This window comes from Plesiocystis pacifica SIR-1 (assembly GCF_000170895.1).
Classification (GTDB): Bacteria; Myxococcota_A; Polyangia; order Nannocystales; family Nannocystaceae; genus Plesiocystis; species Plesiocystis pacifica.
In genome coordinates this window covers 1-20,971 of sequence record NZ_ABCS01000143.1, presented here as the reverse complement: position 1 = coordinate 20,971, position 20,971 = coordinate 1, and the positions used below count along the sequence as shown (strand labels likewise).

The following is a 20,971-nucleotide window of genomic DNA, read 5'->3' as shown; positions in this document are numbered from 1 at the left end:
GCCCAGCTGCCGTCGCTGTCGCCTTTGGTGGCGGTCGGGCCGTCGGGGGCCTCGACGACCCAGGTCAGGGCCGAGACGCCCTGCTCGTCGAGGACCGCGTCGAGGCCGACGACGCTGCGCGTGCCGTCGGCTTTGACGACCACGAAGCCGACGCGGGCGGGGTCGCCGAGCAGCTCGGTCAGCCACGCGTCGAGGCCCGGGTCGAGGGCGCTCAGCCCGTCTGCGCCCCAGCCCGACTTGGCCGCCTTGGCGGCGACGCCCAGGGTCACGAGCACGCGGTGGGTCACGCCCACGCTGCTCCGAGGCGTGCGCACGGAGTGGAGCTCGGGGGGCGGCGCGCTGCCGTCGGCGATGGCGTCGAGGCTGGCCCCGGCGGCGGCGTCGTTGCCCTCGAGCAAGTGGTGGACCCCGTCGGCCACGGCCGCGTCGGCGACGGCGTCGAGGGCCGCGCGGATGGCATCGAGGGCGCCCTGGAGCTTCTCGCGCCCGGGGTTTTTGGACCGCGGCTTGGGTTTCAGGCGCTCGCCTTCGATGAGGACGCCGGTGGTCTCGTAGAGCTCCGCGAGCTCGAGGCCGTCGACGACCACGCGGGCGTCCTCGGGCTCGCCGCGGGCCTCGAGCACGAGCCGGCGGCACGGGTCGATGAAGTGGTCGAGGTGGTCGTCGTGCAGCCGTCGCTCGAAGCGCTGGCCGAGCAGGTCGCCGAGCTCCTGCCCCGCGCGCACGCCGTCGAGGATCCACTTGGCCAGGCGCACGCGATCGCTGCGCAGGTCGACGGCGAAGCTCGACTCGGGGCTGTCGTCTCCGTGGGCGCGCCAGCCCGCCCGGAGCACGGCCGCCGTGGCCGCGTGGCCCAGGGAGGGGGCGTGGATGAAGCCCTCGGACTCCCGGGTGCCGGCGGCGTCGGGGCGCAGGTCCTCGACCCAGCCGAAGGCGCCCACGGACACGCCGCGGGACCGAGCCTGGCGCATGGCGTCGAGGCGGTGGGTCGCCAGGCTGGTCAGCCACGCGTCGAGGCGGTGGCTGGCCAGGCCCAGGGTCTCCGTCAGGCGCAGGCGCAGCTCGTCGGCGTCGCGGCCCGCGAGGGTGCGCAGGGCGTCGCCGTGGGCCCCGCGCAGGCTCGCGCTCGCGCCGGAGACTCGCGCGTTGGCTTCCTCCGCCAGCTGGTAGAGCAGGGGCTCGTCGGCGCGGATGGCCTCGGAGACGGGCTTGGCCTTGGGCGTGGGAGCGGCGGGGAGCTTGGGGCCGAGCTTGGGCCCGAGCGCGGGATTGATCGCAGCGCCGAGCCTGGACGCCATCGGGCTCGCGCCGCCGAGCTTGCTCGCCGGGGGGTACTGGGCCGCGAGGGCCATCAGGTAGCCCCCCGCCTCCGCGCCCTCGGGCGTCGAGCCGTCGGCCGCCCGGGCCTCGACGAGGGGGCGGTTGAACTCCCGGTCCTCGGTGGCGTTGCCGTAGCCGGCGTAGTGGTGCTTGGCGCCGTGCACCGTGCGATCGAGGACGCCCTCGGTCAGCCCCGGGAACAGGCTGGGGATGGGGTCCTGGCGCTTTTTGTGGCGCTCGGCCAGGCCGATGAGCGCCTCGATCACCGTCTTGGCGTTGGCGCGCAGGTGCGCGGGCCACAATTTTTGCGAGCGGCTCAGGAAGGTCCGCAGGGTCCGCAGCTGCTCGTCGACGTCGTCGAGGCCGGCGACGCGGTCGAGGTACCACTGCCCCTTGCCCTCGAACTTGCCGCCCTCGTCGGCGGGCAGGGCCATGAGCTTGACGATGATGTCGAAGAAGATGGTCAGCAGCCCGCGCTGGTCGGTGAGTCGGCGGACCACGAAGCGCTCGGGGTGGGGCAGGGCGCCGAGGATCTCGACGGTGTCCTCGTCGGCCCCCTCGGCGCCCTCGCTGGATCCGGTGCCGCCGCCCACGGAGCCGTCGACGGGGTCGAGGCGGGGCACGGCGCGGGTCGACCAGCGCCAGCGCGCGCGCATGAACTCGAGCACGCGCTCGAGCTGGGCGAGCTCGCCCTTGGCGTCCTCGGCCCGCGGGACCCGGGGGCGCACGGGCAGCAGGCCGTAAGGCTGCGCGCCGACGGTCAGCGTGGGCAAGGGCGCGCCGCCGCGGACCTTGGCGATGAACCAGTCCCGGGCCCAGGCCTGGACCGCGCTCGAGATCGGCGAGCGCCCGGACTTGCCGCCGGTGCCGGGGGCGAGCAGGTCGTCGAGGTAGCGGCCCCAGGTCACCGGCCACAGCACCCGGTTCATGGCCGCGGCCGAGAGCCCCTCGCGGCGATCGCCGTTGCGCACGCGGCCGAGCAGCTTGGCGTCGATGAGGCCCAGCGCCTCCGTGGCCGCGGCGGCCTCGCTGGCCTCGTGGGTCGCCACGCCCACGCCGTCGAGCTCGCGCTCGAACCAGCCGTCGAGGTCGTCGATGCCCGCGGTCCAGCCCGCGCTGCGGCCGTCGGTGTTGTTGGTCGCCGTGCCCTGCGGGGTGAACTCGAGGCCGTCGGTGTAGAGGTGGCCCTGGAGCAGGCGCTGGAGCGCGCCGGCGGCCTGGAGCGGGCGCGCGTCGTCGATGCCGACGACGAGCAGCTGGTCGAGGCCCTCGGTCTGGATCTCGGCGAGCTGGGCCGGGCGCAGGTCCACGGTGATCGCCATGCCGGCGGCGACGGCCTCGTCGTAGTCGACCATCCACGCCATCGCCGGGTCCACGGGCGCCTTGGGCTCCTCGGAGTAGGCCGCGACCTCGCCCAGGGCCGGGGCCACGGCGAGCTTGGCCGCGACGGGGCGCCCGAATTGGATGAAGCGCTGGGTCCCGCCGAGGACGCCGACGACGGCGAAGCGCGAGGGCAGGCAGCTGGCGACGGCCTGCTTTTCGACCTTGCGCGGAGGCAGCTTGGGGAAGCGCAGCTCGAGCGCGTCGCCCTCGCCCTCGACGAGCTGGGGCCGGAGCTTGCGGGCGATCCAGGCCGCGCGCCGCGGGTCGATCTGCTCGCACAGCCAGCGCTCGGCCGCGCGCTGGCCCTCCCGCGACTTGCCGGCCGCGTGGCGCATGCGCCAAAAGTCCTTGGCGAGTTGGATCTCCTCGGCGCTCAGCCCTGCGGCGTGCTCGTCGAGGTGGATCTGGTCGGGGTAGATGCGGATCTTGAGCGCCCGGCCGGGGCCGTCGAAGCGCGTCTCGAGGCGCACCGGCAGCATCAGCAGGGGGAAGCCGGCGTGGAGCTTGGCGAAGCTGGCGCGGTGGTCCTGGGAGACCGTGGGCCCGGGAGCTTTGGGGACGTTGGGGCTCGGCCCGCCGGGTTTGACGGGGATGGAGCCGCCGGGCCTGGGGAGCGAAGCCCCGGGCGCGAGGGGGTTGGGGGGCCGGACCGGATCGACGGCTGCGCCGGGCGTCGGCGTCAGCCCGCCGGCCTTGGGCCCGAGGGAGCCGCCGCCGAGCTTGGACAGGAGCGCCGACTTGGCCTCGTCGCTCAGCGGGGTCGCCTTGGGCTCTGGTTTGGGCGCCGGCTTGGGTTCCGGGCGTTTGATGGTCTGGCTGGGTTCGGGCCGCGCGACGCTCTGGCTGGGCTTTTTGGGGTGCTCGCCCTCGGGTCGGGTGAGGGTCGCGCCGGGCTTTTTGGGGTGCTCGCCCTCGGGTCGGGTGAGGGTCGCGCCTGGTTTGCTCGCCGGCTTGGCCGCTTGGGGCTTTTTCGGCGCCTGGGTGCGGTTGACGGCCTGACTCGGGGGCTTTTTCGACGCCTGGGTGCGGTTGACGGCCTGGCTCGGGGGCTTCTTGGATGCCTGGGTGCGGTTGACGGCCTGGCTGCCCTTGGCCGCGGCCGCCTTCTTGGCGGCGTCCTGCTCCTTTTTCTTCTTGGCCGCGGCGGCCTTGCGCTTTTTCAGGAGCAGGAGCTTGCGCTGCCGAGCGAGGCGTCGGCGACGTTGGGCGGGCGTCTCGGGCATCAGCTCGCCCCTCCCGGATCGTCACCGGCGAGCTGGATCAGCTGATCGGCGTGGACGAGCATGCGGACGGGTCGTTGCAAGGTGACGCGAGCCATGGCCGCGGCGTCGAGGGCCCAGCGCTCTGTCCAGGTGTTCGGCCCCTCGTCGTCGTAGGGGCGCGGCCGGTTGCGGGTGCGCTGGCGCAGGGGCGCGAGCGGGACGTGGGTCGCCGGCGAGCTCGGGCCCTTGGGCCCCAGGGCGTGGTGCCACGACAGCTCGGACCACTCCGCCGGGGCGCGCCCGGCCTGCCCAGGCGCGCCCACGTCCAGGCCAAAGCGGGGCTGGGTCGGGGGCTGCTCGAAGGCGAAGAACCACCCGGGCCGCTTTTGCTCGGGCTTGGGGCTGCCGAGGATGTCGCGCTCGAGGTCGAGCTCGGCGGGGAACTCGAAGGCGAGGAAGCTCGCGCCGGGGCCGAGCTGGCCGACGAAGGCGGGGGCGAGCGCGGTGCTCGACTCGACGCGCAGGCCCTGGGACCACTGGGCCGCGACGGCGTAGATCAGCGTGTCGGGGTAGCGGCGCAGCAGGTCGCCCTTGACGATCAGCACCAGGGCGCGGCCGGGGTCGACCCCGAGCTGATGCTGGCCCAGGGCCCGCGGCTTCCACCGGGCGATGGCGCCGATGTCCGCCTGGCCGTCGAGGGCCGCCCAGAACTGGCGCAGCCAGGTGTCGCCGAGCAGGCTCGGGTACTCGCGCCACCTAAACTCCCGGGCGAGCTCATGGTTGGCGCCGACGAGCACGGCCTCGACGAAGGCGGCGTTGATCTGCGCGAGGCCGACGCTGTTGTTGGCCAGGTCGGACACGCCGGGCAAGAGCAGCTCCGGATCCATGGCCACGATGTCGTCGTAGAGGGGGCTGGGGAAGCGCGGCGAGACCCACATGCGGCTGGGCACGGGCCTGCCCCGCCACGCGCCCTCGGGGGCCCGGATGCGCGCGCGCAGCTGGGCGGCCAGGGCCGCGTCGGGGTCGATGCGCTTGCGGATCTGCGTGGCCACGGCGGCCAGGGCCGCGGCCGCCTGGGTCTGCTTGGCGGTCTGGCCGACGGCCCCGCCCGCGAGCCCGCCGAGCTTGCCGGCGAGGCCGATGCCGGCGCCCGCGAGGACCTGGGTGTGGGCGGCCTGCAAGGGCGCGGCCTGGGCCTGGGCTTGGCCTGGGAGCGCGGCGACCTTGGGGTCGCGGCGGACCATGGTCATCGCCGCCTTGGGCACCAGCCCCATCTCCAGCGTCGGGAGCGTGCGCATCAGCGTGCGGGTGGTCGTGGGGCTGGACTTGGGCTTGGCGCTGGACTCCGCGAGCTTGGTCGCGTCGGACAGCTTGGCGCTCTCGGTGAACACGGTGCCGCTGGGCACGGTCGCGCGGGCGAAGGCCAGCAGCGAGGCGGGGCGCTCGAGGAAGGCGCCGGTCAAGGCCGCGCTCGCGCTCGGGGTGCGAGCGCTGGGCTTGGCGTCTGCGCTGGCGCGGGCGCGGGCGAGCGTGCTGCCCGGGTGGGCGCGGCGACGGGTCGCGCCGGACACGAGGCCCTTGGGTAGCGCGCTCGCCCGGACCGCGCCGTGGATCGTCGCGCCGTCCTTGGCCGACAGGCGCTCGTGGGCGCCGCGGCTGAACTGGACCAGCGCGCCGTCGTCGAGGCGGTGGGCCCGGGCCTTCAGGCGCTGGGCGACCTCGCGGGCCAAGGTCGCCTGGCGCAGGGTCGCGTTGACCTCGCGCAGGCCCCGGGCTTGCTCCCAGGCGTCGGCCATCAGGGCCTCTTGATTGCGGCGCACGATCTCGGCGCCCAGGCCTGCGGCGCTGCGCAAGCTGGGATCGAGGTTGAGCTCCCCGAGCCACGGCGGCTGCTCGCGCGCGGCGAGGCGGTGACCCAGGCGAGGGTTGGCGATGGCGTCGGCCCCCGTCGGCAGGCTGCCGTAGGCCGGGGGCGCGACCACGGGGTCGTCGACCAGCGCCCGGTAGCGCTTGCCCGAGGGCGCGTCGGAGCGGCCGCGTTTGTGGTTGGCGAGGCCGTCGTTGACCAGGGCGCGCAGCTCGTTTTGAAAGCGCGTCCTGTGCTTGGCGGGCCACGGCGGGACCTCGAGGGTGGGCGAGACCAGGGCGCCGCGGTAGCCGATGGTCTGCCCCGGGCTGGCGGTGATCCGGCCGTCGCCCTCGCGCAGCGGCTCGCCGATGTCGAGGGCCCGCGCGCCCGCGCTGCTCGGCAGCGGTCCGGGCTTCAGGCGCTCGACGAGGGCCTCGAAGTCGCCGGCCTCGGCCGCGGTCGAGAAGCGAAAGGAGTGGTAGACCGGGAGCTCGTGGGCGGCGGTCTGCGGGGTCCAGGCGAGGATCGGCGTGTCCGGGCCAGCTTCGGGGGCCGCCAGGCCCAGGCCCGCGAGGCGGCCGAGCTCGAAGCTGGGGACCAGCGCGGCGATGTAGGCCGCGTCGACGCGCAGCCGCCGGGGACAGACCAGGCGCGCGACGAAGGCTTCGGGCTGCGCGGCGTAGACCTCGTCGAGGTTGGCCTTGGTCAGGGCCAGGTCGCCGACCTCGGCCTGCACGTGGGCCCAGGCCCAGGCCTCGCGCAGGTCGGGCAGCTCGCGGCTGGCGTCGTCGAGGCTGAGCACGGGCAGGGGGGCGCCCTCGCGGGTGGCCAGCTCGACGCCCTCGCGGTCCTCGACGACCACGAGCACCAGCCACGGCAGCAGCCGGTTCGAGCGCGGCGCGGCCGGGGTGAACATCCACGGCAGCTCGGGGCTGGCGAGCTCGACGAAGGGGAAGTAGTTGGTCTCGAAGTCGGCGGTGCCCCGGGTGGGCTCGCTGCGCACGACCTGTCCGCGGGCCAGGCCGACGACGGAGCCGGGCCCGAGCAGCTCGAGCTCGCGGACCACGTCGGCGTCGCCGAAGCGCACCCGGGCCTCGAGCTGGGCCTGGACCGAGGTCGGCACGCCCGCCCCGTCGGCCAGCTCGCTGACCAGCCGAGCCAGGCCGCGCCGCATCCAGGGCAGGAACTGAAGCAAGGGCGCGTCAGGCATGGCTCAGTCTTTCGTGGGCTCCCAGCTCGGGCGCAGTCGGGCGACTCGGCCGCGGCGCTCGGCGTCGGGGATGCGCGCGCGCAGGGACTCGCGGGCGGCGAAGAAGCCCGAGGGCTCGGCGTCGAGGCGCCGGCCCGAGGCGCTCGCGCTCGTCCAGCGCGGGGGCTCGAGGGTGAAGGGGGCGGCGCCCGGAGCAGGCTTGGCGCGGGGGCGCCGAGCGGCCGCGAAGCGCCGGGCCAGGTCCGCGGATACGCCCGCCTTGGGGGCGCCCTCGGTGCTCGCGCTGCCCTCGGCGCCGCGCACCCGGGGGTCGCAGTAGCTGCGCTCGTGGTCAAAGCGCAGGCTCCGGGCGTGGACGCTGTCGAGCTGCTCGTCGCCCAGGCGCAGGCCCGCCGGGAAGTCCTCGAAGGAGGGCGCGCGCAGCTTTTCGTCGGCGTCGAGGTCGAAGAACTGGGCGGCGGCGAAGGGCTCGTCGATGGAGCGCACCGCGGCCGCGTCGACCCCCTCGCCGCCGAGGCGGGGACGATCGAGGACCAGGTGCCGGTCGCCGCGGAGCTCGGCGTTGCCGTAGCGCTCGAGGGAGACGCCGAGGGGGGCGACGCGCTGGCGCAGCTCCACGCTGCCGGCCGGGTGCACGCGCAAGGGCACGGTCGCGGGCGCGTCCTCCGTCTCGTCTTCTTCGGCGAGGATCACCGGGCTGGGCTGCGCCGGCACGACCGAGCGCCACGCGTCGCTTTCGGCCAACGCTTCGGCGACCAGGGCCTCGAGGTCGACCCGCGGCGTGGGCTCGACGGACTTGCGCCTGCCGAACTCGCCCTTGACCTTCAGGCTGGTTTTGATCCCGAGCAGCTTGAAGCTCGCCCGCCCGACCACCTTCCACGGGTTGGGCCCGGTCAGCTCGCCGCTGAGGCGCACGCCGAGCAGCTCGACCTTGCCCGCGCGGATCGACACGAACACCTCGAGGTCGATGGCGAAGGAAAAGGGCGAGAAGCGGATCAGCGCGTTGAAGCTCGTGCCGCCCTCGGCCACGAAGCCCACGGCCTTGGCCCAGAAGTGGGCGAAGGCGCCGAACTGCACGGTGTTGGAGGTCAGGGCGAAGTAGCCGCCCAGGCTCACGCGCAGGTTGTCGCCGGTGTCGAGGCTGATCGCCAGGCGGTCGAGCTTGGGGAAGCCCTCGGGGGCGGTGAACTTGGGGTGGAAGCCGCCGAACGCGAACAGGAAGTTGGGCTTGGCGCCAAAGCTCGCGCGCAGGGCCATGGCCCCGGTCAGCGCCAGGCCGGCCACGGTCGAGTCGCGCAGGGCCGCGTCGACGCTCAGGCTCCCGTTGGTCAGGTCGAGGCTGCCGGCGAAGTCGACCCGCAGCGCGAGGATCTTGGCTTCCTCCTTGGGCAGGATCGCCGCGAGCGAGCCGATCAGCGAGATGGTCAGGGGCTCGGGGAGCTGCACGACCACGCCGAGCTGGATCGAGACCAGGGTCGGCGTGCCCCAGCCGATCTCGACCACGGGCCCGAACACGTACTGCCCGGGCGCCGTGGGGAACACGGCCTCCATGTCCGAGAGGATGCGCGGCGCGTTGGCGACGGGGTCCTCGGGGAACAGGATGCTGGCCAGGGCGCCGGTGCGCACGCCCTCGCCGAGGGCCTCGAGGTCGACGCCGCGGTTGAGGCCGACCAGGCCGCCGACGGCCTCGAGGGTGAAGCCGTAGCCGAGCTGCAGGCCGCTGAAGCGGGCCGAGAGGCTGAGCAGCAGGGACCACCCGGGGCGCCGCTCGAGCTTGGTCTCGATGATCGCGATGGCGGTCACGCCCACGCCGAGCACGTCGACGTCGAACACCCCGGCGTAGCGCCCCCGCTCGTGGTCGACGTCGAGGTAGCCCCCGCCCGAGACCACGCTCGCGTCGATCGCCAGGCCCAGGGCCCGGGGCGGGAGGAAGGCCAGGCGCAGGCCGAGGGCGCCCTCGCCCGAGCCAAAGCGCGCGAGGGTCCCGGGCTCGTCCGCGCCCTGGACGGCCGCCTCGATGCCGATGCCGTCGACGGACACGGCGAAGGGCCCGAGCACGGCGCCAAAGCCCAGGCCCGCGGCGATCGAGGCCCCCGAGCTCCCGGCCCGGACCGCGAGCTCGAGCTGGTGGAGGGTGACCGGGCCGAGGGTCTTGCCCAGGGGGATGAGCACGCGAAAGCCCAGCTCGCCGGCGAGGCTCAGCCCGGTCTGAGACGACCAGCGCAGGGCCACGTCGGCGCCGATGTCCAGGGGCTGGCCGCCGAGCAGGGTGCCGAGCAGGGCGTCGCCTCGCTGGGCTCGATGACCAGGCCGAGGCTGGTCGCGGCGTCGAGGATGAGCTCGGGATCGGAGACGGAGCCGGCCACGCCCAGGCCCAGCTCGAGGGCGCGCAGCTCCAGGCGCAGGCCCTGCTCGGCGCCGAGCAGGCGCGTGGGCGTGGGCGGCTGGCCGGTGATGGCCAGGCGCGCGTCGACCCGCGGGGCGGAGCCGATGAACTCGACGCTGTCGGGCTGCAGGTCCACGCCGACGCTCCCGCTGGCGTCGGCCCCCCCGGCGAAGCGCAGGGCCCAACCCTCGGCGAGGGGCAGGGAGGCCTCGGCCTCGCCGTAGCTGAGGTTGCCGAGGTACAGGCCGGTGATCGCCTCGCCCCGGGGACTGGCCGGCGCGGGGGCGAGCAGCAACCCGAGCTCGGCCCAGGCGCTCGCGCCCCCTGTGCCCCCTATGTCAGTGCGCCCCGAGACGAAGGGCAGGGCGAGGGCGGGGCTGCGAGGGAGGCCAGCCAGGGCCGGGCTGTCGCTGGCGTAGAGGGCCCCCTCGGTCAAGGTCGCGCGCAGGGACTCTCGACGCCCGCGCACGCCCGCGCTCAGGCACAGCCGGCGCAGCGCCTCGAGGAAGTCGTCGTGGGCCCAGTCGGCCTCGCCCCAGCCGTAGCGCCCGGCGAGGGTGCCGGCGGGATCCTGGACCAGCTCCGAGAGCAGGGACCAGTCGACGCTGCGGCGCACGAATTCCTCGCCGTCGTCGAGGATGACCACGGTCTCGGACACGACGCCGACGAGGTGCAGCAGCTCGTAGAGCACGGGCTTGCGCGCGCGCAGCCACCGGGCGATGAGGAAGCCCGGCAAGCGCCCGGCGAGCTCGGCCCAAAAGGTCGGATCCTTGGCCTGCGCGGGCAGCTGGGCCCCGCTCGCGGCCCAGCCGTCGAGGGCCTCGATCTCGCCGAGGATGGTGGTCACGAGCTCGAGGGTCTGGACCACGACCCCGCCGATGTCGTCGTCCTTGGTGCCCTCGAGGGCCGCGATGGACTCGACCAGCGCCTCGCCCTGCTCGAGCAGCGCGGGCAGTTCGTTGGCGAGGGGGAGCTCGGCGAGCAGGCCCTCGCTGACGGCCACGTCCCAGCCGAGCTGGCGGATCAGCAGGCGCAGCCGGGCCGGGCTCTCGAGGGCGCGGCCGAGGGGCAGCAGCGCCTCGAACAGGCCGCGGGCGAGGGGGGCCAACACTGCGCTCAAGACTGCATCTCCGGGGTGCGCCAGGGCGCGACCCGACGATAGCGGGACGACGCCCGAGGCGTCGACCAAAAACTCCCGGGGGAGGGGCGCTTGCGAGCGGTCTCGAGCGATCGTTCGAGAGACCGTCGAGTCGCAGCTTCGAGGCGCGGGTCGTCGGGGGTCTTCACGCCACCCCACACCGAGGTCGGCCATCGGGAAAGGACCCCGCGGCCGTCGAGAGTTCGCTATGGTCGGGTCCTCGGAGAGGTCGCGCGCCCTCCTTTGTCGTCATGCCCGAGCCCGCTTTCCTCGTTCCCTCGGTCTTGCGTACCGGCGCGGAGCCGTCCGTGCCTCCGGCCCGTGTCTCGCCAGGCGGCGGCGCGGAGTCCCTGGCGAGCTGGGGCGGGGCGATGCAGTCGGTGGACGACGTCGAGGCCGTATTGCAGCTGCTCGACCGGCTCATCGCGCTGCTGAACCTGGCGGGCTACGAGGTCACCGAGCTCGCCATTCAGATCCCCTCCCGGCCCACGGATCCCGTGCCCACCCGGGAGCCGGTGGTGGTCGAGCTGCTCAGCTCCCACGTGCGCCGGGAGCCCGGCTACGACGTGACGCCGGCGATGCTCGGCGAGGCGGGCGTGGTCGGGCTGATGGTCTCGCCGCGGACGGACTTCGGCGGCGGCCTCGGGACGGGGAGCGGGGCCGAGTCGGCGCCCCCCGTGGCCGTGGACGGCGAGGGCCTGGCCGCCGAGCTCGGCTTTGCCCCGGACGGCGCCGGCTGGCTGCTCTTGCCTCTGGGCGGGAGCGGAGCCACGCAGCCCTGGCCGACGCTGCTCGGGAGCGCCGTCGATGCGGTCCACGAGCACATCCTCGACGCCGTCGAGGCGAGCTTCGCGGACGCGCCCCGGGACGAGCGAGGCGTCCCCCGCTGCGGCTTGCTGGGCATCTACCACCCCGCGAGCTGGGCCGTGGTCGAGGCCGCGCCCGAGTCCCGGCGCGAGCTGTGGGAGACCTACCGGCCGCTCTTCGAGGCCATCGTCGAGCGGATCTACGCCCGGACCCTCGGCGACTACGAGCTCGACGGGCGGCGGGTCGCGGGCGTCGGCGTCCGGGCCCTGCTCGAGCAAGAGCTCGCCTGGGAGCCCGTCGCAACCCGCTTCCCCGCCGACATCCCTGCGATGGAGGCGGACGGCCGGCACAGCGCCTCCGACCGCATCGCGGCCTCCCAGCCCCTCGACGCGAGCCTGAGCGTGCGCGCGCGCCAGGCCACCTTCGACGAGCTCGAGTTCGCCGAGGTCGTCGAGTCCCTCCAGCCCCCGGGCGTGCGGCCGATCGGCGCGCCGCCTCGCTCGCGGCCGGTCATGGTCAGCGCCGAGCTGCGCGTGTTCACCTGGACCGAGGCGATCATGCGCCTGCACAACGCGGGCGTGCTCGACGTGCTCAGCTACTTCGGCGGGGAGGACCGCAGCGCCTACGGGGGCTACGACCTCCAGCGCGGCGACTCGGACGCGGCCCGGATCTACGCGGGGGAGGAGCGCTCGAGCGAGGCGGGGGACAGCCTCCCCGGCGAGGGCGAGCCGGGCTTCGTCGCGGCCCTGCGCGCCGATCTGAGCGCCCTCGGCTTTGGCCCGCTGTTGGCCCAGGACGGGACCAGCGCGGCCGCGCGGGCGGTCTACGGCGCGTGGCTCGAGTGCGCCGTGCGGGAGTTTCAGATCTACGCGCGCATGCCCAGGCTCGCCCGCGTGCGCACGGAGGCGGAGGCCCTCGAGCGGACCAACCCGGGCTACGCCGACACGCTGATCCAGACCGAGAACCCCGCGCCCTACGGCGGGCCGATCAGCGGGGTGTGCAACCGGCAGACGCGGGTGTTGATCAAGGCCTGGGTGGCGCGATCGCTGCGCTGCCCCGTGGTCGTCGAGGCCCGGGTCGTGCCGGACTACCGCTCGCTGCAGACCATCCAGCGACGCACCGCGCCGATCCACAGCAGCCAGACGACGCCCCAGGCCCCGGGCCCGGCGATGCGGACCTTGCTCGACGGCGTCGCCTTCCACGCGGCCCACGACTACGAGCACGCCCGGACGCCGCGCAACGTGTGGGGGCGCGAGCAGGTCCAGTGGCCCGCGGTCGCGGGTCGGCAGTTTCGGACCTACGTCGTCCATGACTTCAGCGCCTTCTTCCCGGCCTCGCCCGGCCGCGACCAGCGAGACCCGACGCCCATCGCGACCTTGGGGGGCTACGACGGCTGGGCGGGGGGCGGCGCGGGCTTTCGCGGGGAGACCAGCTGGCCCGAGGCCGAGATCGTGCCCACGACCTTGCTCGGGCGCCAGCCCGACCCGGCGCAGCGTCAGCAGCAAGAGGCGCTGTGGTCGGCCTTTCGGGTCATCCGCGGCGTGGCCGAGGCCGAGGCCGTGGGCTACTTCGACGGCCTCAACGCCTACGACCGGGCGCTGATCTCCGCGGGCCCCTTCCACTGGACCCTGGGCCTGCTGGTCGGCACGGCGGGCCGGCGGCGCGTCGATCGGGGCGAGCTCTCGGGCTACCTGGCGCTCTACAAGGCGCGCGAGCCCGAGGAGTACGCGGCGAGCTTCGGGGCCCTCGGGCTGCAGCCGGCCTTCGAGTGGGGCGCGGACGGCAGCGCGGTGTTCTCGGCGGTGCACCGCAAGTTCTTTGGCTGGGTGAAGCTCCAGCGCGAGGACGGGAGCTTCGCCGACCTGCGCGAGGTCCAGTCGACGGGGGCGCTGGAGCGCCCGAGCTCGACCAACCCGCGGGGCACGGCCGCCGACGAGACCCTCGGCGAGACCCTGCGCCACTGGCACTGGTATCACCGCTACGCCGCGGCCTCGCGGGTCTTGCCGGGCTTTCGCACGACGATGTGGCCCGCGGCGCGCGAGCGCATCCGCATCATCCTCGACACGCCCTGGGACAACGGCGCGACCCGCCTCGACCCCGACGACCCCGAGAGCCGCCCGCTGCTGTTCGGCGACGTCTTCACCTCGGAGCTGAGCGTCGCCCTGGTCCTGCGCTGGTGGGTGTGGTCGCCCCCGCGGATGAGCTCGACGAGCGATCACCGGGCCGACCACGGCTACCAGCACTACGGCGCGGCCGAGTACCGCTCGACCTGGCTGAGCAACGCCTTTCGCCGGGCCGTGAACGCGCGCCGCCGCAACCACCCGAGCACCTGGGGCGACCGCGAGGAGGCGGCGCTGGTCGAGTGGCTGGTCAACCCCCTGCTCGATCCGCCGGGCTCGATGGCGCCGACCCAGAGCAACCTGACCGGGCTGTGGCTGGCAAACCTGCGCAACTGGCCCAGGACCAGCAGCGGCGCGGCCTCGTTCCGCATCGACCTCGACGAGGTCTGCGAGCAGGCGCCGACGATCGGCGAGATCGCCAACTGCGAGGTCGCGCCCGGGGGCATCGAGAACTTCCGCGTCGACATCCGCGACCGCGAGCGGCCCTCCGAGCGCCTGCGCATCACCAAGGCCAGCTCCCACGAGGCGCGCTTGCCCGCGGCCTCGATCACCGTCAACGACGTCGGCGGGGGTCGCTTCAGCGTGACCCTCCAGCCCCCGGAGGACGCCCAGACGGGCCGGGTCACGGTGTCGATCTCCGCCGACGACGGCCGGCTGATCACCACCCGCCGCTTCTACGCCTACGTGCAGACCGAGGGCGCGGTCCCGGCAGATCCGCCCGCAGACGCCTACGTGCGTCCGAGTCGGGACGGCCTGAGCCAGCGGCGGCACAGCTTCAAGATGGAGACCGGCGATCTGGGCCCCACGCCCTACCCAATTCACCGGCCCCGGCCGGCCTGGGACGTCGGCTAAAACAGTCGTGGACGTGGGGCAGGGAGGGCGTGGCGTCGTCCACGACGGCTAAAACAGTCGTGGACGTGGGGCAGGGAGGGCGTGGCGTCGTCCACGACGGCTAAAACAGTCGTGGACGTGGGGCAGGGAGGGCGTGGCGTCGTCCACGACGGCTAAAACAGTCGTGGACGTGGGGCAGGGAGGGCGTGGCGTCGTCCACGACGGCTAAAACAGTCGTGGACGTGGGGCAGGGAGGGCGTGGCGTCGTCCACGACGGCTAAAACAGTCGTGGACGTGGGGCAGGGAGGGCGTGGCGTCGTCCACGACGGCTAAAATAGAAAGGGACTGGAATTCATTCACAGTCCCTGAGGATCGCGTATCCTCGCGGCCGATGAGCGCCCGCGACAGCCGCCAGTTCGCCCCAACACTCACCGCCGAGTCCCGGACGGTGGAGGGTCCGAAGTTCGAGCTCCTGGCGCCCGCGCCCGGGCTGTGGCGAGAGGCGCCCGCGCCCGGGACCCTCGTGCGCCCCGGCGATCGCATCGGCGCCATCGAGATCCTCGAGCGCGTCCACGAGCTGGTCGCGCCCGAGGGGGTGGTCGGCGCGGTCGTCCAGGCCGAGGCGGTCGGCGAGCGCCTGGCTCGACAGCCCGTGGACTACGGCGCCGTGCTGCTCGCCCTCGACCCCGAGGCCCTCGGCGCGGGCCTGGCCGAGAGCGTGGCGGCGGGGGCGAGCGGCGCCTCGGCGGACGGCAGCGCGGCCCTGCGCGCGCCCTCGAGCGGCCGCTTCTACGCCCGCCCGAGCCCCGACAAGCCGCCCTTCGTGCGCGAGGGCGAGGTCATCCAGCGCGGCCAGACCGTCGGCTTGCTCGAGGTCATGAAGACCTTCACGCGCATCAACTACGACGACCCCAAGCTGCCCGCGCCCGCCAAGGTCGTCGCCGCGGTCGCCAAGGACCAGGACGACCTGGGCAGCGGCGACGTGATCTTGCAGGTCGAGGCCGTCGAAGGCGACGAGGGCTGAGTGAGGGGCGAGCCGGGGGACGAGTCCACGCCGCCGATCCTCGAGGCCCGACCGGTGTCTCGGACGCTGTTCGGGGACACCTGCGTCGACGACTACGGGTGGCTGCGCGAGCGCGAGGACCCGGCCGTGCGCGCTCACCTCGAGGCCGAGCGGGCCCACGCCGAGGCCACCCTCGACGCGCGCACGCCGGGCCTGCGAGCGCGGCTCTACGCCGAGATGCGGGCGCGCATCCGCGAGGACGAGCGGACCTTGCCCTGCCGCGAGGGGCCGTGGCTGTACTACTCGCGCACGGAGACCGGCGACGAGTACGACCGACACTGTCGGCGGCCCTTTCGGCCGGGGGACGCCGAGACCCTCGAGCAGCTCGAGCAGGGCGCCGAGCTCGAGCAGGTCTACCTCGACGAGAACGCCCTCGCCGAGGGCCACGAGTACTTCGACCTCGCCAGCTTGAGCGTCAGCCCGGGGCACGGCCGGGTGGCCACCAGCGTCGATTTGAGCGGCGACGAGCGCTACACCCTGGCGGTCTTCGAGCTGGGGCCCGACGGCGGCCGGGTGGCCCTCGACCCCGAGGTGCGCCTCGAAGACTGCGGCCCCTCGATCACCTGGATCGACGACGAGACCTTTCTCTATGAACGCCTCGACGAGGCCCACCGACCCTGGCAGCTGTGGCGCCGCCGCGTGGGCACGCCGGCGAGCGCCGACGCCCTGGTCCTGCAAGAGGACGACGAGCGCTTTTTCCTCTCGCACTGGCGCGCGCGCTCGCAGGCCTTCGTGGTCCTCAGCGCGGACTCGCAGGTCAGCTCGGAGCTCTACCTGCTGCCGACCCACGCCCCCGAGTCGGCGCCGCGCTGCGTCGCGCCCCGGGTCCAGGGGGTCGAGTACGCCGTCGAGCACCGCGGCGAGCAATTGTTCGTGCTGACCAACGAGGACGCCCTGAACTTTCGCCTGCGCGTGCTCGCGGTCGATCGGGACGGGCGCGTCGTGGATCCCCACGGGGGGCGGGAGCTCATCGCCCACGATCCCCAGGTCATGCTCGAGGGCGTGGACGCCTTCGCCGAGCACCTGGTGATCTGGGAGCGCGTCGAGGGCCTGCCCCAGGCGTGGGTGGTCCCCTTCGTCGACGGCCAGGCGGACCTGGGCAGCGCCTGGCGCCTGCGCTTCCCCGACGCGGCCTACGGGATGTGGCCCAGCGCCAACCCGGAGTTCGACAGCCCGCGCCTGCGCGTGGGCTACAGCTCCCCGACCACGCCCAGCAGCGTCTACGACTGCGAGCTGAGCACCCAGGCGCGCCACCTGCGAAAACAGACCGAGGTCGTCGGCGGCCACGAGCCGGCCGACTACGCGAGCGCGCGGGTGTGGGCCACGGCCAGCGACGGGACGCGGGTGCCGATCTCGCTGGTCTGGCGTCGGCGAGAGGGGGACTCCAGCGATGCGCCGCCCGCCGACGCGCCGACCCTGCTCAACGCCTACGGGGCCTACGGCGTGCCCTCGGACCCGATGTTCTCGAGCGCGCGGCTGAGCCTCCTGGACCGGGGCCTGGTCTACGCCACGGCCCACGTGCGCGGCGGCGGCGACCTGGGCCGGGCCTGGTACGAGGCCGGCAAGCTCGGGGCCAAGGCCAACACCTTCACCGACTTCATCGCCTGCGCCGAGCACCTGATCGCCCAGGGCTGGACGAGCCCGGCCAAGCTCGCGGCCCAAGGCGGCAGCGCGGGCGGCCTGCTCATCGGTGCCGTCGCCAACCTCCGCCCCGAGCTGTTCGCGGCCATGGTCGCCGACGTGCCCTTCGTCGACGTGCTCAACACCATGCTCGACCCCAGCTTGCCGCTCACGGCGATCGAGTGGGAGGAGTGGGGCAACCCGGCGCAGGAGCAGGGCTACCGGTGGATCCGCGCCTACTCACCCTACGACAACGTCCGCGCCCAGGCCTACCCCGAGCTGCTCGTGCTCGCGGGCTGGAACGATCCGCGGGTGAGCTACTGGGAGCCGGCCAAGTGGACCGCGCGCCTTCGTGAGCGGCGCACCGACGCGCGGGGCGTGCTGCTGTGGACCAACTTCGACGCGGGCCACGGCGGCGCCTCGGGGCGCTACGCCTACCTCCACGAGGTCGCGCTCGAGTACGCCTTCTTGATCGACCAGCTCGGCCTCGAGCCTTGAGCGCCCACCACTCGCTCACGCGTGTCCGAGTCGGGAGCGACAGCGCGGGCAGGCACAGCCCGGGAGCGAATACGGCGAGGGTGTAGAGGCGAGCCAGGCTCGACGTTCACTGCGACGCCGTGGGGGTACGCCAACGATTGCAATGCCGGGGAGGGACGATTGTGAACGAGTCCGCGCCCCCGCTCGCGGGGGCGACCACGAGCCTTCTTCAAGGCACGAACCCCATTGCCCACCAAGCCGAAGCCGAGGAGCGGATAGCGACGCAGCGCCCCCGGTCCCCCGATGCTCGTGGGGGCAGAGCAGGCAGCGCTCAGCTCGACTCGTCGAACAGGCTCTCGCGCAGCTCTCGGGCCCAGGTGTCGAGGCGCGTGAGCGTGTCGGCCATGGCGATGTCGCCGCGGCGCAGGGCCGAGAGCTCGGCCTCGAGCAGCTGCTTGGCCCGGCGAATGCGGGTCTTGGCCGTGCCGAGGGGGACGTCGAGCACGGCTCCAATTTCGGCGGCGGTCAGCGACTCCCAGTAGTGCAGCTCGAGGGCGACCTGGTGATCGAGGGGGATGCGGCGCAGCGCCATGAGCAGCAGCTGCTGATCCTCGTCCCGGGCCAGCGCGGCGCTCGGGGAGGCGTCGAGGTCGAAGACCGAGACCGTCTGCAGGTCGAGGCGGTCGCGGCTGCGGGAGCGCCAGTGCTTGCTCAGCTGGTTGCGCGCGACGGCGAACAAGAAGGTGCGGAAGCTGGCCTCGCCGCGGAAGCGCTCGCGGGCCTCGACGCAGCCCAGGAAGGTCTGCTGGATCAGGTCTTCGTGGCGCGTGTCCGCGGGCAGCTTGTTGCGGAAGAAGCGAGCGACGGCCTCGAAGTGGCGCTCGAAGAGCTGCTCGCCAGCGAGCTGGTCGCCTGCGGCCCAAGCCTGGAGCAAGTCGCTGTCCTGCACGCCCGCAGCAGCGTAGCAAAAAGGCGGGGCGGCGCCCTCGCGATGCGCAGATTGGCGCGTGGGCGAGGGCGCAGCGCCGCTTCGTCGAGGCCCCTGGCTTGGCGGCGCCCGGCTTCGTGTGGGGACCGCGGACCCTCAGCCCGGGGTGCGACTCGGGGCCACGACTCGCCCGGTCCTCCGGCCAGCGGCGAACTTCCGAAAGCTCGCCATGAGGCCGCCGCAACGATGATCTGGGGGGCATCACCACCGACGAAGTCTCGGCGTGGGGAGCCGCGTGGATTGGCACCTCGCCCTGCTGGGAGTAGGACTCCAGAGCATGGATTCGGTGACATCGCAAACGACCGCGGCGCGCGTACGCCCCTACGCCGAGATTCCCCGAGCGCCGCGCCTGCCGGTGATCGGCTCGCTGCATCAGGTGGTGCGCCGTCGACCGGAGTTCTTCGAGCGCGCCCAGGCGCTGTGCGGCGCGCTCTTTGTCCTCGATCTGGGCGTGGACGAGCTGGTGGTCGTCGGCGACGCCCTGCTCGCCGAGGATGTGCTGCATCGCCGGGTCGAGCACTTCGACAAGGGCGGCAACATGTGGGACCTGGTCCGCGAGCGCATCGGGCAGGGGCTGACCTTCTCCGAGGGGGAGCTGTGGAGACGCCAGCGGCGGTTGTTGAGCCACGAATTTCGGCGCTCGCGGGTCCAGGCCTTCCGCGCGGTGATCGCCGAGACCGTCGACGAGCAGCTCGGCCAGCTCGACAGCGGCGAGGCGATCGACCTCTCGCGGTGGTCGGAGCGATTGCTCGCGACCATGACGGCGCGCGTGCTCTTGGGCGGTGAGCTGGACCTGGACACCTTCGAGCGCCTGCGCGCGGCCTTTTCGACGCTGCTCGGGGGCTTCATGCTCGGCGCGGTCACGGGCGCGCTGCCTCGCTGGCTGCCGGTGCCCGGCGCGGGTCGGCTCGAGTCGGCCACGCGGACCATCCACGAGATCATCCTGGCGATGATCGCCGAGCGGAGACGGACGGGCGCCACCGGCCAGGACTTGCTGAGCACGCTGGTGCGCGCGACGGAGGCGGACGGGCCGATGTCGGATCAGCAGCTCCTCGACGAGATCATCGTGCTCTACGTCGCGGGCTACGAGACCACCGCCTCGGCCCTGGCGTGGACGACCAAGACCCTCGCGGATCAGCCGGAGCTGGTCGCGGAGCTCCAGGGGCAGATCGACGCTGGCGAGGACGCGACGGCGCTCCCGCTGCTCGACGCGACCTTCCGCGAGGGGCTGCGGATGTACGCGCCGGCGCCCTTTTTGCCGCGCCGAGCCGCACGCGACGAGGTCCTCGGTGGCTACGCGATCCCGGCGGGCCGGCAGCTTTTGGTGATGCCCTGGCTCATCCATCACAACCCGCGCTACTGGCCCTCGCCGGCCCGCTTTGACCCGCGTCGGCACCTCGGCGAGCACGCGCGACCGCGCCTGGCGTGGATGCCCTTCGGCGCGGGCAAGCGCGTGTGCATCGGCATGGGGCTGGGGATGCTGGAGGGGACGCTGGCGCTCGCGGGGCTGCTGCGCCGGTTCACGCCGCGGCCGGCTGGGCGCCCCTCGCAGCCGATGTTCTCGGGGACCCTGAGCTCGGCGGACGGCGTGTGGGTCCGCCTCGAGCGGCGCGCGTGCTCGTGACTCGTTAGTCCGCTGCTCGGGCCCAGGCGCCCCAGGTGTCGCCGCGCTCGATCAGCGGGCTCTCTCCGGGCCACAGCCGGATCAGGTCGACGACCCAGACCGAGAACAGGACGATCAGCGAGACGACGACGCCGAGCATGACGCGGGCGTAGATGCGCTCGAAGGCGTCGTGGGTCTCGGGTCGCCGCAGGGAGTCGAGGTGGCCGCCGAGGCGCGGGGTGAACATCAGCAACAGGAAGGCCAGCAAGGTCGCCGCGAGGCTGATCTCGTGGACCCAGGTCGTCTGCCAGATCGAGGCCTCGGCGCCGCGCAGGTCGAGGGCCCAGGTCAGCCACTCGACGTTGACGCGGTAGAGGCCGGGGCCGGCGGTGAACAGCACCGCGGTCATGACGTGCTTGCGGTGACCCTCGACGTTGCCGCGGCGGACCTTGTAGATGGCGATGGCCGTCTCGGCGACGATGCCGACCACGGTGATGCCCAGGGTCCAGTCCATGAGCGAGGCGCCGAAGGCCCCGTGCAGCACCGGGATGTCGGACGCGATGGTCGGGCGCAGGGAGGCGGCCAGGGCCAGGAACACCCCGACGAGGCCGATCTGGCCGATGCGTCGGTGGTGGCCCGCGCCGCGGGTCAGCAGCTGGTGGATGACCACGCCGACCCACGCCAGCATGCCCAGGGCGTGGAGGCCGAGCTCGAGGTTCAGCCACGCGGGCATGGGCCAGCGGGCGAAGGCCCCGGCGCCGCCGTGGACCACCCACTCGCCGGTGCGCAGGTAGTGCCAGATCTCGATCAGGAACAGGCTGCTGAGGACCACGAAGACGAGGCCGATCCAGGCCTCGGTGCGGGGACGGGGCTGGGGCGTGGGATCGGCGTCGTCGTCTGCCATGGCTCGCTCGATTCGTGCGGAGCATCCCATGGCGTGGAGGGAGGATCTACTTGCCCGCAGGTGGGGGAGA

The 20,971-nt window shown here is 73.6% G+C and carries 9 protein-coding genes and 1 pseudogene; 4 read left to right on the top strand and 6 right to left on the bottom strand.

Going from position 1 to position 20,971, the window contains the following annotated elements:
- The 4 genes and pseudogenes from PPSIR1_RS38150 to PPSIR1_RS38135 form a co-directional block, all read right to left on the bottom strand.
- Window positions 1-3,926 (bottom strand): annotated as a pseudogene (locus tag PPSIR1_RS38150) (hypothetical protein); the annotation flags it as partial.
- Window positions 3,926-6,964, bottom strand: a complete 3,039-nt coding sequence (locus PPSIR1_RS38145; protein ID WP_006976633.1) for a hypothetical protein — start codon at window positions 6,962-6,964, stop codon at window positions 3,926-3,928. The pseudogene PPSIR1_RS38150 and the gene PPSIR1_RS38145, both read right to left, overlap by 1 nt.
- Before the next feature lie 3 nt (window positions 6,965-6,967).
- Window positions 6,968-9,196 carry a DUF6603 domain-containing protein gene (locus PPSIR1_RS38140; protein ID WP_006976632.1) on the bottom strand — a complete coding sequence of 743 codons (2,229 nt, stop codon included), beginning with the start codon at window positions 9,194-9,196 and terminating at the stop codon, window positions 6,968-6,970.
- A complete protein-coding gene (locus PPSIR1_RS38135; protein WP_157596405.1) occupies window positions 9,163-10,470 on the bottom strand; it encodes a hypothetical protein in 1,308 nt (435 codons plus the stop codon). The genes PPSIR1_RS38140 and PPSIR1_RS38135 overlap by 34 nt, the downstream gene beginning before the upstream one ends.
- A 269-nt stretch (window positions 10,471-10,739) precedes the next feature.
- On the opposite strand from PPSIR1_RS38135, the gene PPSIR1_RS38130 reads away from it, so the two are divergent.
- The 3 genes from PPSIR1_RS38130 to PPSIR1_RS38120 all read left to right on the top strand — a co-directional run bounded on the left by PPSIR1_RS38130 (window position 10,740) and on the right by PPSIR1_RS38120 (window position 17,427).
- Window positions 10,740-14,267 carry a hypothetical protein gene (locus PPSIR1_RS38130; RefSeq protein WP_157596404.1) on the top strand — a complete coding sequence of 1,176 codons (3,528 nt, stop codon included), beginning with the start codon at window positions 10,740-10,742 and terminating at the stop codon, window positions 14,265-14,267.
- Window positions 14,268-14,637: 370 nt separating this feature from the next.
- Window positions 14,638-15,270 (top strand): biotin/lipoyl-containing protein, encoded by a 633-nt coding sequence (locus PPSIR1_RS45045; RefSeq protein WP_006976629.1) that lies wholly within the window; start codon window positions 14,638-14,640, stop codon window positions 15,268-15,270.
- Window positions 15,271-17,427 (top strand): S9 family peptidase, encoded by a 2,157-nt coding sequence (locus PPSIR1_RS38120; RefSeq protein ID WP_006976628.1) that lies wholly within the window; start codon window positions 15,271-15,273, stop codon window positions 17,425-17,427.
- A gap of 310 nt (window positions 17,428-17,737) precedes the next feature.
- Here the strand turns inward: PPSIR1_RS38120 and PPSIR1_RS38115 are convergent, their stop codons facing one another.
- The gene (locus tag PPSIR1_RS38115) at window positions 17,738-18,355 is read right to left on the bottom strand and encodes an RNA polymerase sigma factor (RefSeq protein WP_006976627.1); all 618 of its coding nucleotides are present in this window, start codon (window positions 18,353-18,355) and stop codon (window positions 17,738-17,740) included.
- Between the two features lie 325 nt (window positions 18,356-18,680).
- Between PPSIR1_RS38115 and PPSIR1_RS38110 the strand changes: the two genes are divergently transcribed.
- On the top strand, window positions 18,681-20,018 hold the full coding sequence (locus PPSIR1_RS38110; RefSeq protein ID WP_232296614.1) for a cytochrome P450: 1,338 nt from the start codon (window positions 18,681-18,683) through the stop codon (window positions 20,016-20,018).
- 4 nt (window positions 20,019-20,022) lie between these two features.
- Here PPSIR1_RS38110 and PPSIR1_RS38105 read toward each other — a convergent pair whose 3' ends face one another.
- Entirely contained in the window at window positions 20,023-20,901 is an 879-nt protein-coding gene (locus PPSIR1_RS38105; RefSeq protein WP_006976625.1) for a hypothetical protein, read from the bottom strand.
- Window positions 20,902-20,971 lie beyond the last annotated feature (70 nt).

Excerpts from the sequence above, each read along its gene's own strand:
- PPSIR1_RS38145 (WP_006976633.1), bottom strand. The coding sequence starts at position 6,964 with ATGCCTGACGCGCCCTTGCTTCAGTTCCTGCCCTGGATGCGGCGCGGC.
- PPSIR1_RS38130 (WP_157596404.1), top strand. The coding sequence starts at position 10,740 with ATGCCCGAGCCCGCTTTCCTCGTTCCCTCGGTCTTGCGTACCGGCGCG.
- PPSIR1_RS45045 (WP_006976629.1), top strand. The coding sequence starts at position 14,638 with ATGAGCGCCCGCGACAGCCGCCAGTTCGCCCCAACACTCACCGCCGAG.
- PPSIR1_RS38105 (WP_006976625.1), bottom strand. The coding sequence starts at position 20,901 with ATGGCAGACGACGACGCCGATCCCACGCCCCAGCCCCGTCCCCGCACC.